Raw genomic sequence first — 19,005 nt, 5'->3', positions numbered from 1 at the left:
TAAGGAGGAAATTTTAATGAGTGAACATAATATTGTAATTAATTCATTGGAACAAATGAAAGAGGCAAAACAATATTGGGTTAATATATTTTCAACGCCAACAGAAAAACTATTATTGCCTACGGATTTTGAAAGAAAATTTGATTATGAAAAAGAGAGTATTAGTTTCGAATTAACTGGCAATTCATATAATAGAACAGTTAATATCACAAAGGGTGAAAATCTAGCCATTTATGTTGTGTTACTTTCAGTTTTTGAAATAGAGATGTTTAAGTATAGTGCACAAGAGGAGCTGACTATAGGAACAACTGTTTATTATAAATCGAATCAACAAGAAAGTTTAAATACAGTTTTATTAATGAAAAGTTACTTAGATGAAAATATGACATTTAAAGAAATAATATTAAATCTAAGAAAAACAGTACAAGAAACATATGAAAATCAAATTTATCCTTTAGAAGAAATTTTTAAACATATGGATAGTAATGATGAAATTATGTCATTATTACCTGTTAATTTTGTAATGAAAAATATTCATAATAAAGAACATATAAAATATATAACTAATTCACCTAAAAATGAGATGACTTTTTTAATTGAAAAAAACGAGGATTCGATTTTGTTTGAAGTGGTTTTTAATTCTAAGTTATTTAAAAGGGATACAGTTAAAAGATTTTGTGATAAGTATTTGAATATTTCACATCAAGTACTTAATAATCTGGATATAAAATTAGATCAAATAGAATTTATAACTGAAGAGGAAAAACAAAAGATTTTATATGATTTTAATGATACTTATGTAGAGTATCCAAGAGATAAAACAATATATGAATTATTTGAAGAGCAGGTTGAGAAGACGCCAGATAATGTGGCAGTGGTATTTGATGATGAATGTCTAACATATAGAGAGCTTAATGAAAGAGCAAATGTGTTGGCAAAAATTTTAACGGAAAAGAGAGTAAAACCAGATAGAACAGTAGGAATAATAGTAGAACGCTCTTTAGAAACCATTATAGGAATAATAGGAATTTTAAAAGCAGGGGGAGCATATTTACCAATAGATCCAGAGTATCCAGTGGACAGAATATTGTATATGCTTCAGGATAGTAAAACTAAAATACTATTATTACAAAGCAAGATTGTAGAAAATATATCATTTGATGGAGAAATAATAGATTTAAATGATAGAAAACTATATGTTGGCAGTAATAAGAACTTAAATGTTCAGTGTACATCGGATAACCTGAGTTATGTAATATATACATCAGGAACTACAGGAAAACCTAAGGGTGTTGGAATAAAGCACAGTAATATTACAAATTATATAACTTGGTTTAAGAGTGTAGCTGAACTTCAATATGTAGATAAGACGATGATACTTACATCATTAGCATTTGATTTAAGTTATACAGGTTTCTATTCTGCACTTTTAAGCGGGTGTGAAATTCATATTATTAAGAAGGAAATGTGCTTGGAACCTAAGAAATTGATAAATTATATGTCAGACAAGGGCATAACATTTATAAAGATTACTCCGTCATTACTTAATATACTTATCAATAGCGATAGCTTTAAAGAGGTAGACAAGTGGAATGAGTTAAGGTTTATTGCAGTGGGTGGAGAAAATATAAAGGTAGAGGATATAAATAAAATTCATGAATATTATGATCATATAAGGATAATGAATCATTATGGTCCAACAGAAACAACTATAGGGTGTATTGCAAATTTAATAGATTTTGAAGCCGATTCAAATTTAACATCTATAGGTAAGCCAGTAAATAATACTCAGGTATATGTATTAGATAAACATTTCAACCTTCTGCCAGTGGGGGTGGTGGGAGAAATATGTATAGGTGGAGACGGTGTAGGGACTGGATATATAAACAGTATTGAGCTTATGGCAGAAAAATATATAATGAAAACTATAGATAATAAACAGTTTAAACTATATAGAACTGGTGATTATGGAAAATTTTTAAGAGATGGAAGTATTGAGTTTATAGGTAGAATAGATAAGCAAATAAAAATACGTGGATTTAGAGTAGAAATAGAAGAAATAGAGAATGTATTATTGTCACATTTACTAATAAAGGAAACCGTGGTAACAGTTGAAGATAATAATAATGGCGATAAGTATTTGTGTGCATATTTAGTAATGGATAAAAAAATGAATGTAGGAGAGTTAAGACAGTATTTACATACAAGATTAGCGGACTATATGATACCATCATACTTTGTACAATTAGAGAAAATTCCGTTAACACCAAATGGGAAGGTCGATAGAAAAGCATTACCAAAACCCGATGGAAGTATAGTAACAGGTGTAGAATATGAAGCAGCAAGAAATGAGGTAGAAGAAAAACTTGCAGTAATATGGAGTAAAGTATTAGGCATAGAAAAAATAGGAATAAATGATAATTTCTTCGAGCTTGGAGGACATTCATTAAAGGCAACAGTGCTATCAAGCAGAATGCATAAAGAACTGGATGTGGAAGTGCCTTTGAAAGAAATATTCAAATCACCAACAATAAAGGGAATAAGCGAATATATAGAAAGTACAGAAAAGAGTATATATTCATCAATGGAAATAGTAGAAGAGAAAGAATACTATGAAGCATCCTCAGCACAAAAGAGAATGTATATGCTTCAACAGTTTGACCTAAAAAGCACAGGATACAATATGCCTGGAGTTATGCTGGTAGAAGGAAGGTTTGAGGCGGAAAGATTAGAAAAATCATTTGCTCTTTTAATAAGAAGACATGAAACCTTAAGAACATCTTTTGAAACAATAGAAGATAAAATAGTACAAAGAATAAATGAAAGTGTAGATTTTAAATTAAATTGTTTTGAAGTAAGTTGCATAGAAAACTCAGACAAGGCTATAGATAAAATAGTAAAAGGTTTTATAAAATCATTTGATTTAAATAAGTCACCATTACTCAGAGTGGGGATTATAAAACTAGAGGAAGATAAGCATATATTAATGTTTGATATGCATCATATAATATCAGATGGTATATCTATGGGAATATTAATAAATGAATTTTCAAAGATTTATGAAGGCAAGGAATTAGAGAAGCTTAGGATTCAATATAAGGATTATTCGCAGTGGCAAAATAGACTTTTAAAATCAGATGGAATGCAGGAACAAAAAGAATATTGGATAAATAGATTTACAGATGAAATACCAGTACTTAATATGCCAACAGATTTTCAAAGACCACTAATGCAAGGCTTTGAAGGAGAAAATGTAAGCTTTAAATTAGATAAGGAACTTACAAAAGATTTAAAGCGGATTTCAAAAGAAACAGGCAGTACTATGTACATGGTGATTTTATCAGGAGTAAATATATTACTTTCAAAATATAGTGGACAGGAAGATATTATAGTAGGAAGTCCAATAGCGGGAAGGCCACATGCAGACCTTGAGAAAATCATAGGAATATTTGTAAATACCCTTGCTATGAGGAATTACCCAGAGGGAAGTAAAATCTATGAAGATTTCTTAAAGGAAGTAAAAGGAAATGCGCTAAAGGCTTATGAAAATCAAGATTATCAATTTGATGAGTTAGTAGATAAGTTAAGTATACCTAGAGATATAAGTAGAAATCCATTATTTGATGTAATGTTTACAATGCAAAATATGGATTCGGAGCAGATTGAGCTAAAGGATTTAATATTCAAAGGATATAAGCAGGAATATAAAATAGCAAAATTTGATTTAACATTCTCAGCAAGTGAGGTAAAAGAAGAGATTGTAATAAATCTTCAATACGGTACAAAGCTATATAAAAGAGAAACAATAGAAACAATTATAGAACACTTTGTAAACATTCTTAAAGCAGTAGCTGCAGACACAAAAATTAAGTTAAGTGAAATAGAAATGCTTACAAAGGAAGAAAAACATAAACTATTGTACGAGTTCAATGATACCTATGCAGATTATCCAAGAGATAAAACAATACATGAATTATTTGAAGAGCAGGTTGAAAAGACTCCGCATAATGTAGCTGTTGTATTTGAAAATAAGAAATTAACCTATAGAGAGTTAAACCATAGAGCTAATGGATTAGCAAGAATGCTAAGAGAAAAGGGAGTAAAAGCTGATAGTATAGTTGGAATAATGGTAGAACGTTCTGTTGAAACTATAGTGGGGATAATTGGGATATTAAAGTCCGGAGGAGCATATTTGCCGATAGATTCAGAATATCCAGAGGATAGAATAAGGTATATGATAGAGGATGCAAAAGCAAAAATCCTCCTAAAGCAAGAATATTTGTTAGACAAATTAGACTTTGATGGAGAAATAATTAATATACGAAATGAGAGTGTATACGGGCGAAATGTGGACAACGTAGGTACCCTAAATACTTCAAAGGACTTGGCCTGTGTAATCTATACATCAGGAAGCACAGGAAATCCTAAGGGAGTTATGGTAGAACAGAAGAATGTAATAAGACTAGTAAAAAACACTAATTATATATCTTTTAAAAAAGACGATAAAATATTACAAACAGGAACATTAGCCTTTGACGCATCTACTTTTGAAATTTGGGGGGCAATTTTAAATGGATTAGAGTTGCATTTAGGCAGTAAGAATATTATTTTAAATATAGAAAGCATGGAAGAGTATATAAATGAAAACGATATTACCATACTGTGGTTAACGGCCTCATTGTTTAATTTTATGGCTGAAGAAAGACCTGCAATGTTTGCAAATTTAAGATATTTGCTAGTAGGTGGAGATGTATTACCAACTAATCATATAAATAAAGTAATTGAGGAATGCAGAAATTTAAAAATAATTAACGGGTATGGACCAACAGAAAACACAACTTTTTCAACCTGCTATTTAATAGATAAAGAATACGAAACTAATATTCCTATCGGTAGGCCAATTAGTAATTCAACGGCTTATATTATAGATAAGTATGGTAATTTACAAACAGTAGGAATATATGGAGAATTGTGTGTTGGAGGAGAAGGACTAGCAAGAGGTTACCTAAATAATCCAGAGCTAACAGCAGAAAAGTTTATTAAAAATCCATTTATAGGTGACAGAATGTACAAAACAGGAGATTTAGCAAGATGGCTACCAGATGGGAATATAGAATTCCTGGGAAGGATAGATTATCAGGTAAAAATACGTGGATTTAGAATAGAGCTTGGAGAAATAGAAAGTCAATTACTATATTATGACGCAATTAAAGAAGCAATCGTAATAGATAGAGAAGATGAAAATGGAACTAAATATTTATGTGCATATTTAGTAGCAGAAAAAGAATTAACCGTAGGAGAATTAAGAAGTTATTTATCACAAAACTTGCCAGAGTACATGATACCATCATACTTTGTACAATTAGAGAAAATGCCATTAACGCCAAATGGAAAGATAGATAGAAAGGCATTACCAAAACCAGATGGAAGTATAGTAACAGGAACAGAGTATGAAGCACCAAGAAATGAAGTTGAAGAAAAACTTGTAGCAATATGGAAGGACGTATTGGCAGCAGAAAGAGTAGGGATAAACGATAATTTCTTTGAACTAGGAGGACATTCACTGAAGGCAACAACATTAGTTTCAAAAATGCACAAAGAGTTAAACGTGGAAGTGCCACTTAGAGAAATATTCAAATTCCCAACTATAAAGGGGACAAGCGAATATATAGAAAGCACAGAAAAGAGTATATATTCATCAATAGAAATAGTGGAAGAGAAAGAATACTATGAAGCATCTTCAGCGCAAAAGAGAATGTATTTGCTACAACAGTTTGATTTAAAAAGTACAGGATACAATATGCCTGGAGTTATGATGGTAGAAGGAAGACTTAATGTAGAAAGATTAGAAAAATCCTTTGCGGAGTTAATAATAAGACATGAAACATTAAGAACATCTTTTGAAACAATAGAAGGTAAAATAGTACAAAGAGTAAATGAATGTGTGAATTTTAAATTAGATCGTTTTGATGTAGATTGCATAGAAGGTACAGATAAAGAAACAGATAATATAGCAAGAGATTTTGTAAAAGCATTTGAGTTAAATAAGGCACCATTACTAAGAGTGGGACTTATAAAACTGGAAGAAGATAAGCATATATTAATGTTTGATATGCACCACATCATATCAGATGGCGTATCTATGGGAATATTAATAAATGAATTTTCAAAGCTTTATGAAGGCAATAAACTCGAGCAGCTTAGAATTCAGTATAAGGATTATTCGCAGTGGCAAAATGACCTTTTAAAATCAGGGATAATGCAAGAAGAAATGGAATATTGGATAAATAGGTTCAAAGATGAAATACCAGTATTAAATATGCCAACGGATTTTCAAAGACCATTAATGCAAAGTTTTGAAGGGGAAAATATAAGCTTTAAATTAGATAAGGGGCTTACAAAAGATTTAAAGCGGATATCAAAAGAAACAGGCAGTACTGTGTACATGGTGCTTTTATCAGGAGTAAATATATTACTTTCAAAATATAGTGGACAGGAAGATATTATAGTAGGAAGCCCAATAGCAGGAAGGCCGCATACAGACCTTGAGAAAATCATAGGAATGTTTGTAAATACCCTTGCTATGAGGAATCACCCGGAGGGGAGTAAGACTTATGAAGATTTTCTAAAGGAAGTAAGGGGAAATGCGTTAAAAGCTTACGAAAATCAAGACTATCAATTTGATGAATTAGTGGACAAGTTAAATATACCTAGGGATATAAGTAGAAACCCATTATTTGATGTAATGTTTACAATGCAGAATATGGATTCAGGGGATATTGAACTAAAAGATTTAATATTCAAAGGATATAAGCAGGAAAATAGGATAGCTAAATTTGATTTAACATTTGTGGCAACTGAAGTAGAAGAAGAAGTTATATTTGAATTGCAATATAGTACAAAGCTATATAAAACAGAAACGGTAGAAAGAATGGTAGAACACTTTGTAAACATTATTAAAGCAATAACTAGTGATACAAATATTAAGTTAAGTGAAATAGAAATGATTTCAGGAGAAGAAAAGCATATACTTCTGTATGAATTCAATGACACCTATGCAGATTATCCAAGAGATAAAACAATACATGAGTTATTTGAAGAGCAAGTAGAAAAGACTCCGGATAATGTGGCAGTGGTATTTGAAGACAAAAAACTAACCTACAGAGAACTAAACGAGAAAGCAAATAGATTGGCAAGAACCTTGAGGAAAAAAGGAGTAAAACCTGACAGTATAGTAGGAATAATGGTAGAGCGTTCTATTGAAATGATAGTAGGAATAATGGGAATTTTAAAAGCTGGTGGAGCATATTTGCCAATAGATCCAGAATATCCAGAGGAACGTATAAAGTATGTACTTAATGATAGCAATGCAAGCATATTACTCACACAAAATACATTAATAGAAAGAGTTGTGTTTAAAGGTGAGAAAATAGATTTGCAAGATGAAAAAGTATATGCGGAAAGTTCTTCGAAACTAGAGAATACAAACACACCTAAGGATTTGGCCTATGTGATATATACATCAGGCTCTACAGGTCATTCTAAAGGAGTACTAATTGAACATAAAAATGTTTTGAATACAATTTTTGCATTGATTAATGATATATATCTGAATAATGGATTAAATTTAAATATTGCCTTAGTTGCACCATATGTGTTTGACGCATCTGTACAACAGATATTTCCTGCGATTTTATTGGGGCATAAATTACTTATTGTACCTGAAGAGGCAAGAACATCTGGCGAGTTATTACTAGAATACTATAATAATAACTTAATTGATATTTCTGATGGAACACCTATTCATATGAGTATGTTAGTTAATGCTAGATACAAAGAAAATACAAGCTTAAATGTAAAATGTTTTATTATAGGTGGGGATGTTCTTTCGTGCGAAACAGTAAGAAAATTTTTTGATAAATTTGGCGAAACTAAACATAATATAGTAAATATCTATGGACCTACTGAATGTTGTGTTGATTCAATATCTTATGATATCGATTCGAATAAAATAAAAGACTTAGAAACAATTCCTATTGGTAAACCAATGAGTAATGAATCTATATATATATTAGGAAAAAATCTTGAAATACTTCCGGTAGGAATTGTTGGAGAAATATATATAGCGGGAAAGGGCGTTGGTAGAGGATACTTAAATAATCCAGATCTAACAGCAGAAAAATTTATAAAAAGTCCATTTGTATCTGAAGAGAGAATGTACAAAACAGGTGATTTAGCAAGATGGTTACCGGATGGGAATATAGAATTCTTAGGAAGAATAGATCATCAGGTGAAAATACGAGGATTTAGAATAGAACTTGGAGAAATAGAAAGCCAGTTACTAAATTATGAATCAGTAAAGGCAGCAATCGTATTAGATAGAGAAGATGATAATGGAATTAAATATTTATGTGCATATTTAGTATCAGAAAAAGAATTAACAGTAGGGAAATTAAGAGAGTATTTATCAAAAAAATTGCCGGAGTATATGATACCATCATACTTTGTGCAATTAGAGAAAATACCAATAACACCAAATGGCAAGATAGATAGAAAGGCATTACCAGAACCAGATGGAAGCATAATAACAGGAATAGAGTATGAAGCACCAAGAAATGAGGTAGAAGAAAAGCTTGTAGCAATATGGAAGGAAGTACTGGCAACAGAAAGAGTAGGGATAAATGATAATTTCTTTGAACTTGGAGGACATTCACTTAAGGCCACAACATTAGTTTCAAAAATACACAAAGAGTTAAACGTTGAAGTGCCACTTAGAGAAATATTCAAATCACCGACTATAAAGGGAATAAGCGAATATATAGAAAGCACAGAAAAGAGTATATACTCATCAATAGAAATAGTGAAAGAGAAGGAATACTATGAAGCATCCTCAGCGCAAAAGAGAATGTATATGCTTCAGCAATTTGATCTAAAAAGCATAGGATACAATATGCCTGGAGTTATGCAGGTAGAAGGAAGACTTAACGTAGAAAGGTTAGAAAAATCCTTTGTTGAATTAATAAGAAGACATGAGACCTTAAGAACATCTTTTGAAACAATAGAAGATAAAATAGTACAAAGAGTAAATGAAAGTGTGAATTTTAAATTAAATTGTTTTGAAGTAGGTCGCATAGAAAATCAAGAAAAAGCAGTAGATAGTATAGTAAAAGATTTTATAAAAGCATTTGATTTAAATAAGGCACCTTTACTAAGAGTGGGACTTATAAAACTAGAAGAAGATAAACATATACTAATCTTCGATATACACCACATCATATCAGATGGCGTATCTATGGGAATATTAATAAATGAATTTTCAAAAAATTATGAAGGAATTGAATTAGAACAGCTTAGAATTCAATATAAAGATTATTCAGAATGGCAAAATAGCCTTTTAAAATCAGACTTAATGAAAGGACAAAGGGAATATTGGACAAATATATTCAAAGATGAAATACCAGTATTAAATATGCCAACAGACTTTCAAAGGCCACTAATACAAAGCTTTGATGGAGAAAATATAAGTTTTAAATTAGATAAGGAACTTACAAAAGATTTAAAACGGATATCAAAAGAAACGGGTAGTACTATGTACATGGTGATTTTATCAGGTGTAAACATATTACTTTCAAAATATAGCGGACAGGAAGATATTATAGTAGGAAGCCCAATAGCAGGAAGACCACATGCAGACCTTGAGAAAATCATGGGAATATTTATAAATACGCTTGCTATGAGGAATCATCTAGATGGAAGTAAGACATATGAAGATTTTCTAAAGGAAGTAAGAGGAAATGCGCTAAAGGCTTATGAAAATCAAGATTATCAATTTGACGAGTTAGTAGACAAGCTAAGTATACCTAGGGATATAGGTAGAAATCCATTATTTGATGTAATGTTTACAATGCAGAATATGGATTCAGAGGAGATTGAGCTAAAAGGCCTAGTATTTAAAGGATATAATCAAGAACAAAAAGTGGCAAAATTTGATTTAACATTCTCAGCAAGTGAGATGGTAGAAAATATTATACTAAATCTTCAATACAGTACAAAATTGTATAAAAGAGAAACAATAGAAACAATGATAGAACACTTTATAAACATTCTTAAAGCAGTATCCGCAGACACAAAAATTAAATTAAGTGAAATAGAAATGCTGACAGAAGAGGAAAAGTATAAGCTACTATATGAGTTTAATGATACTTATGCAGAGTACTCAAGAGATAGAACAATACATGAATTGTTTGAAGAGCAGGTAGAGAAGTCACCAGACAATATAGCAATTGTATTTGAAGACAAAAAACTAACCTACAGGGAACTAAATGAGAAAGCAAATAGACTGGCAAGGAATTTAAGAGCAAAAGGAGTAAAACCCGATAGTATAGTTGGAATAATGGTGGAACGTTCTTTTGAGATGATAGTAGGGATAATGGGAATATTAAAAGCTGGAGGAGCATACCTGCCAATAGACCCAGAATACCCAGTGGATAGAATAAGCTACATGCTGGAGGATAGTAAAATACAGATATTGTTAACGCAACAACACCTATTAAATAAATTAGAATTTGATGGGGAAAAATTAAACTTAAGTGATGAGTTTATATATGCTTATAGTATGGAAAATCTGGAAAATATAAATACCTCAAAGGACTTAGTTTATATAATCTATACATCGGGAAGTACTGGAAATCCAAAGGGGGTTATGGTTAATCATAAAGCATTAAACAATTTTGGAGTAAGTGTATGTAATAGAATAGATTTATTAATGTATAAAAATATTCTTTGTTTAACCACCATTACTTTTGATATATTTGCTCTTGAGACATTAGTACCATTATTAAAAGGAATTAAAATAGTTATAGCAGATGAAAATGAACAAGTGAATTCTTTGAAATTAAATGAGATTATCATAAAAAATAATATAGAAGTATTACAGATTACTCCATCAAGGTTACAGCTATTAATGTTAGATGAGAGCTTCAAAGTAAGTATTAAAATTTTGAAAATAGTTATGGTAGGTGGAGAGAGTTTTCCTAAAAACCTACTTAAGGAACTTAATAATTATTCAAATATAAAGATATATAACATGTACGGTCCTACAGAAACTACAGTATGGTCATCAATAAAAGACCTTACGGGGTCGGGAGATATAAATATAGGGAAACCAATATCTAATACACAAATATATATTATTGATAAGACTAATGCTTTACAACCAATAGGAATGTCTGGTGAACTATGTATATCAGGAGATGGGCTCGCAAGAGGATACTTAAATAGACCTGAGTTAACAGCAGAAAAGTTTATAGAAAGTCCATTTGTATCTTTAGAAAGAATGTATAAGACTGGGGATTTAGCAAGATGGCTACCAGATGGAAATATAGAGTTTCTTGGACGAATAGATCATCAGGTTAAGGTGCGTGGATTTAGAATAGAACCTGGAGAAATAGAAAGTCGGTTACTAAATTATGAAGATATAAAAGAAGCAATCGTATTAGATAGAGAAGCTGAAAATGGAGCTAAATATTTATGCGCATATTTAGTATCAAAAAAAGAATTAACAGTAGGAGAATTAAGAGAGTATCTATCAAAGAAACTACCAGAATACATGATACCATCATATTTTGTGCAATTAGATAAAATGCCATTAACACCAAATGGAAAGATAGATAGAAAGGCATTACCAAAGCCAGATGGAAGCATAGTAACAGGTGCAGAATACGAAGCAGCAAGAAATGAGATAGAAGAAAAACTTGTAGAAATATGGAAGAATGTATTATCAGCAGAAAGAGTAGGGATAAATGATAATTTCTTTGAACTTGGGGGCCATTCTCTTAAAGCAACAACATTAGTTTCAAAAATACACAAAGAGTTAGACGTAGAAGTGACACTTGGAGAAATATTCAAATCACCGACTATAAAGGGAATAAGCGAATATATAGAAAGTACAGAAAAGAGTATATATTCATCAATAGAAATAGTAGAAGAGAAAGAATACTATGAAGCATCCTCAGCACAAAAAAGAATGTATATGCTTCAACAGTTTGACCTAAAAAGCACAGGATACAATATGCCTGGAGTTATGCTTGTAGAAGGAAGGTTTGAGGCAGAAAGATTAGAAAAATCCTTTGCGCTCTTAATAAGAAGACATGAGACCCTAAGAACATCTTTTGAAACAATAGAAGGTAAAATAGTACAAAGAATAAATGAAAGTGTAGATTTTAAATTAAATTATTTTGAAGTAAGTTGCATAGAAAACTCAGACAAGGCTATAGATAAAATAGTAAAGGATTTTGTAAAAGCATTTGATTTAAATAATGCACCATTGCTAAGAGTAGGGATTATAAACCTGGAAGAAGAAAAGCATATATTAATGTTTGATATGCACCACATAATATCAGATGGTGTATCTATGGGAATATTAATAAATGAATTTGCAGAAATTTATGAAGGCAATGAATTAGAACAGCTTAGAATTCAATATAAGGATTATTCGCAGTGGCAAAATAGCTCTTTAAAGTCAGCCGGTATGCAAAAACAAAAAGAATATTGGATAAACAGATTTACAGATGAAATACCAGTATTGAATATGCCAACAGATTTTCAAAGACCACTAGTGCAAAGCTTTGAAGGAGCAAATATAAACTTTAAATTAGATAAGGAAATTACAAAAAATCTAAAACAGATATCAAAAAAAACAGGCAGTACTATGTACATGGTGCTTTTATCAGGAGTAAATATATTACTTTCAAAGTATAGTGGGCAGGAAGATATTATAGTAGGAAGTCCAATAGCAGGAAGGCCACATGCAGACCTTGAGAAAATCATAGGAATATTTGTAAATACCCTTATTATGAGGAATCATCCAGATGGAAGTAGAACATATGAGGATTTCCTAAAGGAAGTAAAGGGAAATGCGTTAAAGGCTTATGAAAATCAAGACTATCAATTTGATGAGTTAGTAGATAGGTTAAGTATACCTAGAGATATAAGTAGAAGTCCATTATTTGATGTAATGTTTACAATGCAGAATATTGATTCGGGGGATATTAAACTAAAAGATTTAATATTAAAAGGATATAAACAGGAACACAAAGTAGCAAAATTTGATTTAACATTCTTAGCAAGTGAGGTAAGGGAAGAAATTATACTCAATCTTGAATACAGTACAAAGCTATATAAAAGAGAAACAATAGAAAGAATGGTAGAACATTTTGTGAATATTATTAAAGTGATAACTGGGGATATAAAGATTAAATTAGGTGAAATAGAAATGATGACAGAAGGTGAAAAACACAAACTTCTGAATGGATTTAATGACACCTATGCAGATTACCCAAGAGATAAAACAATACACGAATTGTTTGAAGAACAGGTCGAAAAGACTCCAGATAATATAGCAATTGTATTTGAAGACAAAAGACTAACATATAGCGAAGTAAATGAGAGAGCGAATAAATTGGCAAGAAACTTAAGAGGAAAAGGAGTAAAACCTGACAGTATAGTAGGAATAATGGTAGAGCGTTCTGTTGAAATGATAGTAGGAATAATGGGAGTTCTAAAAGCTGGCGGAGCATACTTACCAATAGATTCAGAATATCCGGAGGACAGAATTAAGTATATGATTGAGGATAGTAACATAAAAATACTTCTTACACAGAGCTCTTTGTTAGATAGAGTAGAAGCAAATATAACGGTATTGGATATAAAGGATGAAAGTGTGTATGCGGAAAATGGATATAATTTAGAGCATATAAATACATCAAAGGATTTGGCATATGTAATATATACATCAGGGTCCACAGGAAATCCTAAGGGAACAGAGGTAATACATTACAATGTAAGTAGAGTTGTAAAAAATACAAATTATATTTATATAACTAAGAATGATATAATTTTACAATTATCAAATTATGCCTTTGATGGTTCTGTATTTGATATATATGGAGCGCTTCTTAATGGGGCTAAGCTTATTTTAATAGAAAAGGAAATTGTACTTAATACAGAAAAACTTAGTATGTTAATTGTCCATGAAAAAGTAAGTGTTTTTTTTGTGACAACTGCTCTATTTAATATCCTAGTGGACAATGAAATAGAATGCTTTAATAATATAAGAAAAGTAATGTTTGGAGGGGAACGGATATCAATTTCTCATGCTAAAAAGGCATTAGAATATATGGGCGAAAACAGAATAATACATGTATATGGACCAACTGAGAGTACAGTTTTTACAACATATTATGTTATCAATGACATAAATGAAAACACAGGAAACGTATCTATAGGAAGTCCAATTGCAAATACTAAGATTTATATTATAGGAAAAAACAATAAAGTAAGTCCTATAGGAATACCTGGTGAACTATGTATAGCAGGAGAAGGTTTGGCACGAGGCTATTTAAACAATCCAGAGTTAACAGCAGAAAAATTCACTTTAAATCTACTTAATGAAGGTGAGAGAATATATAAAACAGGGGACTTAGCAAGATGGCTACCAGATGGAAATATAGAATTCCTTGGAAGAATAGATCATCAAGTTAAAATACGAGGATTTAGAATAGAACTTGGTGAGATAGAAAGTCAGCTATTAAACTATGAAGAAGTAATAGAAACAGTTGTAATAGATAGAGAAGATGAAAATGCGGCTAAATATTTATGTGCATATTTAGTATTAGAAAAAGAATTAACAGTAGGAGAATTAAGAGCGTATTTATCAAAGAAGCTCCCAGAGTACATGATACCATCATACTTTGTGCAATTAGAGAAAATGCCATTAACACAAAATGGAAAGATAGATAGAAAGGCATTACCAAAGCCAGATGGAAGCATAGTAACAGGAACAGAATATGAAGCACCAAGAAATGAAGTGGAAGAGAAACTGGCGGTAATATGGAGCGAGGTGCTAGGAGTAGAAAAGGTAGGGATAAATGATAATTTCTTTGAACTTGGGGGTCATTCCCTTAAAGCAACAACATTAGTTTCAAAAATGCACAAAGAGTTAAATGTGGAAGTGCCACTTAGAGAAATATTCAAATCTCCAACTATAAAGGGGACAAGCAAATATATAGAAAGCACAGAAAAGAGTATATATTCATCAATAGAAATAGTGGAAGAGAAAGAATACTATGAAGCATCTTCAGCGCAAAAGAGAATGTATTTGCTACAACAGTTTGATTTAAAAAGTACAGGATACAATATGCCTGGAGTTATGATGGTAGAAGGAAGACTTAATGTAGAAAGATTAGAAAAATCCTTTGCGGAGTTAATAATAAGACATGAGACCTTAAGAACATCTTTTGAAACAATAGAAGGTAAAATAGTACAAAGAGTAAATGAGGGTGTGAATTTTAAATTAGATCGTTTTGATGTAGATTGCATAGAAAGTACAGATAAAGAAATAGATAATATAGTAAGAAATTTTGTGAAAGCATTTGAGTTAAACAAGGCGCCATTACTAAGAGTGGGACTTATAAAACTGAAAGAAGAAAAGTATATATTAATGTTTGATATGCACCACATAATATCAGATGGTGTATCTATGGGAATATTAACAAATGAATTTGCAAAGATTTATGAAGGCAATAAACTCGAGCAGCTTAGAATTCAATATAAAGATTATTCGCAGTGGCAAAATAACCTTTTAAAATCAGACGTAATGCAAGAACAAAAGGAATATTGGACAAATATATTCAAAGATGAAATACCAGTATTAAATATGCCAACAGATTTCAAAAGACCATTAATGCAAAGTTTTGAAGGAAAAAATATAAGCTTTAAATTAGATAAGGTGCTTACAAAAGATTTAAAGCGGATATCAAAAGAAACAGTCAGTACTATGTACATGGTGCTTTTATCAGGAGTAAATATATTACTTTCAAAATATAGTGGACAGGAAGATATTATAGTAGGAAGCACAATAGCAGGGAGGCCACATGCGGACATTGAGAAGATCATAGGGATGTTTGTAAATACTCTTGCTATGAGGAATCATCTAGATGGCAGTAAGACATATGAATATTTCCTAAATGAAGTAAAAGAGAATGCGTTAAAGGCTTATGAAAATCAAGATTATCAATTTGATGAGTTAGTAGACAAATTAAATATACCTAGGGATATAAGTAGAAATCCATTATTTGATGTAATGTTTACAATGCAGAATATGGATTCAGGGGATGCTGAACTAAAAGATTTAATATTCAAAGGATATAAGCAGGAAAATAGGATATCTAAATTTGATTTAACATTTGTGGCAACTGAAGTAGAAGAAGAAGTTATATTTGAGTTGCAATATGGTACAAAGTTATATAAAACAGAAACAGTAGAAAGAATGGTAGAACACTTTGTAAACATTCTTAAAGCAGTAGCTACAGATATAAAAATCAAGCTAAATGAAATAGATATGTTAACAGAAGAAGAAAAATGCAAGCTGTTATTTGAGTTTAATGATACTTATGCAGATTATCCAAGAGATAAAACAATACATGAATTATTTGAAGAACAGGCCCAGAAGACTCCAGATAATATAGCAATAGTACTTGAAGACAAAGAATTAACATACAGAGAAATAAATGAGAGAGCAAATAGATTGGCAAGAAACTTAAGAGAAAGAGGGGTAAAATCAGATAGTATAGTTGGAATAATGGTAGTGCGTTCTATTGAAATGATAGTAGGAATAATTGGAGTGCTTAAAGCCGGAGGAGCATATCTACCAATAGACCCAGAATATCCAGAGGATAGAATAGGTTATATGCTGCGCGACAGTGGAACTAATGTGCTTTTAGTACAAAGAAAATTTATTAAAAAAACAAATTTCAATGGAGAAATTATAGATTTAGAAGATGAAAAAACATATGTGCAGATTGGAGAAAACTTAGAAAATGTAAATACTTCAAAGAATTTAGCTTATTTAATATATACATCGGGTTCAACCGGAATGCCAAAAGGAGTCATGATTGAGCACAAATCAATTATTAATACTCTTTTATGGCGGATAAAATATTATAAATTTGGTATCGAGGATGCAGTATTACAGATACCATCATTTTCCTTTGATAGTTCTGTTGAAGACATATTTACGCCATTACTTTCAGGTGCAAAGCTTATTTTAATAGGGCAAGATAATAAGTTGAATTTACAGTATATTGAAACTTGTATTAAAAAGAATAATGTGGGATATTTGCTTTTAGTGCCAAGTTTTTATAGAACAATGTTAAAAGAAATAGGAAATTCATTTGTAAATATGAAGGGAATCACGGTAGCTGGAGAGAGTTTTACTAGGGAACTAGCAATTGAGCATTATGAAAAGCTAAAAAATGTTCAGCTTTATAATGAATATGGACCTACGGAAAACAGTGTTTGTACATCTGTTTATAAAGTGGATAAAGATAACATTAACACATTAATAGGTAGGCCGATAAATAATGTTAAATGTCATATTTTAAGTAAAAACAGCAAACTTATACCAATAGGAGTAGAAGGAGAATTATGTGTGTCAGGGGAGGGGCTCGCAAGAGGTTATTTAAGTAGGGAAGAATTAACAAGTGAAAAATTCATAGCAAATTCTTCTATTTCAAAGGAAAGAATATATAAAACAGGTGATTTAGCAAGATGGCTACCAGATGGAAATATAGAATTCCTCGGAAGAGTGGATCAGCAGGTAAAGATAAGAGGCTTTAGAATAGAACTTGGAGAAATAGAGAGTAATATTTTAACTTATGAAGCTGTTCTGGAAGTAGTGGTAATAGCTAGAGAAGATGAGGGTGGAAATAACTACCTATGCGCATACTTGATATCAGAACAGGAAATAACAGTGGGGGAACTAAGAGAACATCTATTAAAAAAGCTTCCAGAGTATATGATGCCATCATATTTTATGCAGATAGAGAAAATGCCATTAACACCAAATGGAAAGATAGACAGAAAGGCATTACCAAAACCAGATGGAAACATAGCAACAGGTACAGAGTACGAAGCACCAAGAAATGAGGTAGAAGAAAATTTAGTAAAAATATGGAGTGAAGTGTTAGGAGTAGAGAAAATAGGAATAAATGATAATTTTTTTGAGCTTGGAGGGCATTCATTAAAAGCTACAATATTAGTTGGAAAAATATATAAGGAGTTTAATGTAGAAGTACCACTTAAGGTTATCTTTAAAATACCTACTATTAAAGATATATCTAAATGCTTACTAAATAAAGATATATTTACCGCATATAAGGATTATTCGGAAAGTGAGGTAGTAATAAAGTTAAATGATACAAAAACTAAGAATATATTTCTTTTCCCACCTATTATTGGATATGGAATCACGTATAAGGATTTTGCAAAGTATATGGAGCATCATACATTATATAGTTTTGATTTTATTGAAGATGAAAATAGAATTAAGGAATATGTAAAACAGATTGTTAATATTCAAAAAGGAGGTAAATATATCTTAATGGGATATTCAGCAGGTGGGAATTTAGCGTTTGAAGTAACCAAAGAATTAGAGAATAGCGGTTACGAGGTAGATCATATCATATTACTGGACAGTAATATACGAGATGAAAAAATTAAAGGTGATTCAGAGAATTTAAAGGTAATGAAAGGTATGGTTGATGGAGTAAATGAATATGCACGTATAAATGCACCTTTTATGTTAGAATATATAAGCGAAAATGTACAAAGGAAATTAGAAAAATTTACATCATATTTAAATGAACTTATTAATGAGGGCAAAATCAATGCAAATATTAATTTGATTTTAAGTTCATCTGAAAATATTGATGAAGATACTTTAAATATTAAATTGAAGAAAGCAAATGAATGGGCAGATTTAACTAAGAAATGCTTTAAGGTTTACCAAGGTTATGGTAAGCACAATGAAATGACTGATAATGATAATGTAAAATTAAATGCACAAATCATAAATGGAATTTTAATGCAACAATATTAAATCAATTATATATTTTGTATTAAAAACTTTATATTGTGCCAATAAAAATATAGAATTTTCAACGGTTT

At 30.8% G+C, this 19,005-nt stretch carries 1 protein-coding gene; it reads left to right on the top strand.

What is annotated here, in order from left to right:
• The first annotated feature begins 16 nt into the window (after positions 1-16).
• Positions 17-18,937, top strand: a complete 18,921-nt coding sequence (locus G9F70_RS19185) for a non-ribosomal peptide synthase/polyketide synthase (protein ID WP_164946532.1) — start codon at positions 17-19, stop codon at positions 18,935-18,937.
• The last annotated feature ends 68 nt before the right edge of the window (positions 18,938-19,005 follow it).

Origin of the sequence: Clostridium sp. FP1, assembly GCF_011065975.2 — a bacterium.
Classification (GTDB): domain Bacteria; phylum Bacillota; class Clostridia; order Clostridiales; family Clostridiaceae; genus Clostridium_AD; species Clostridium_AD tagluense.
The sequence above is the reverse complement of the archived record's forward strand: the minus strand, read 5'-3'. Positions and strand labels throughout refer to the sequence as shown.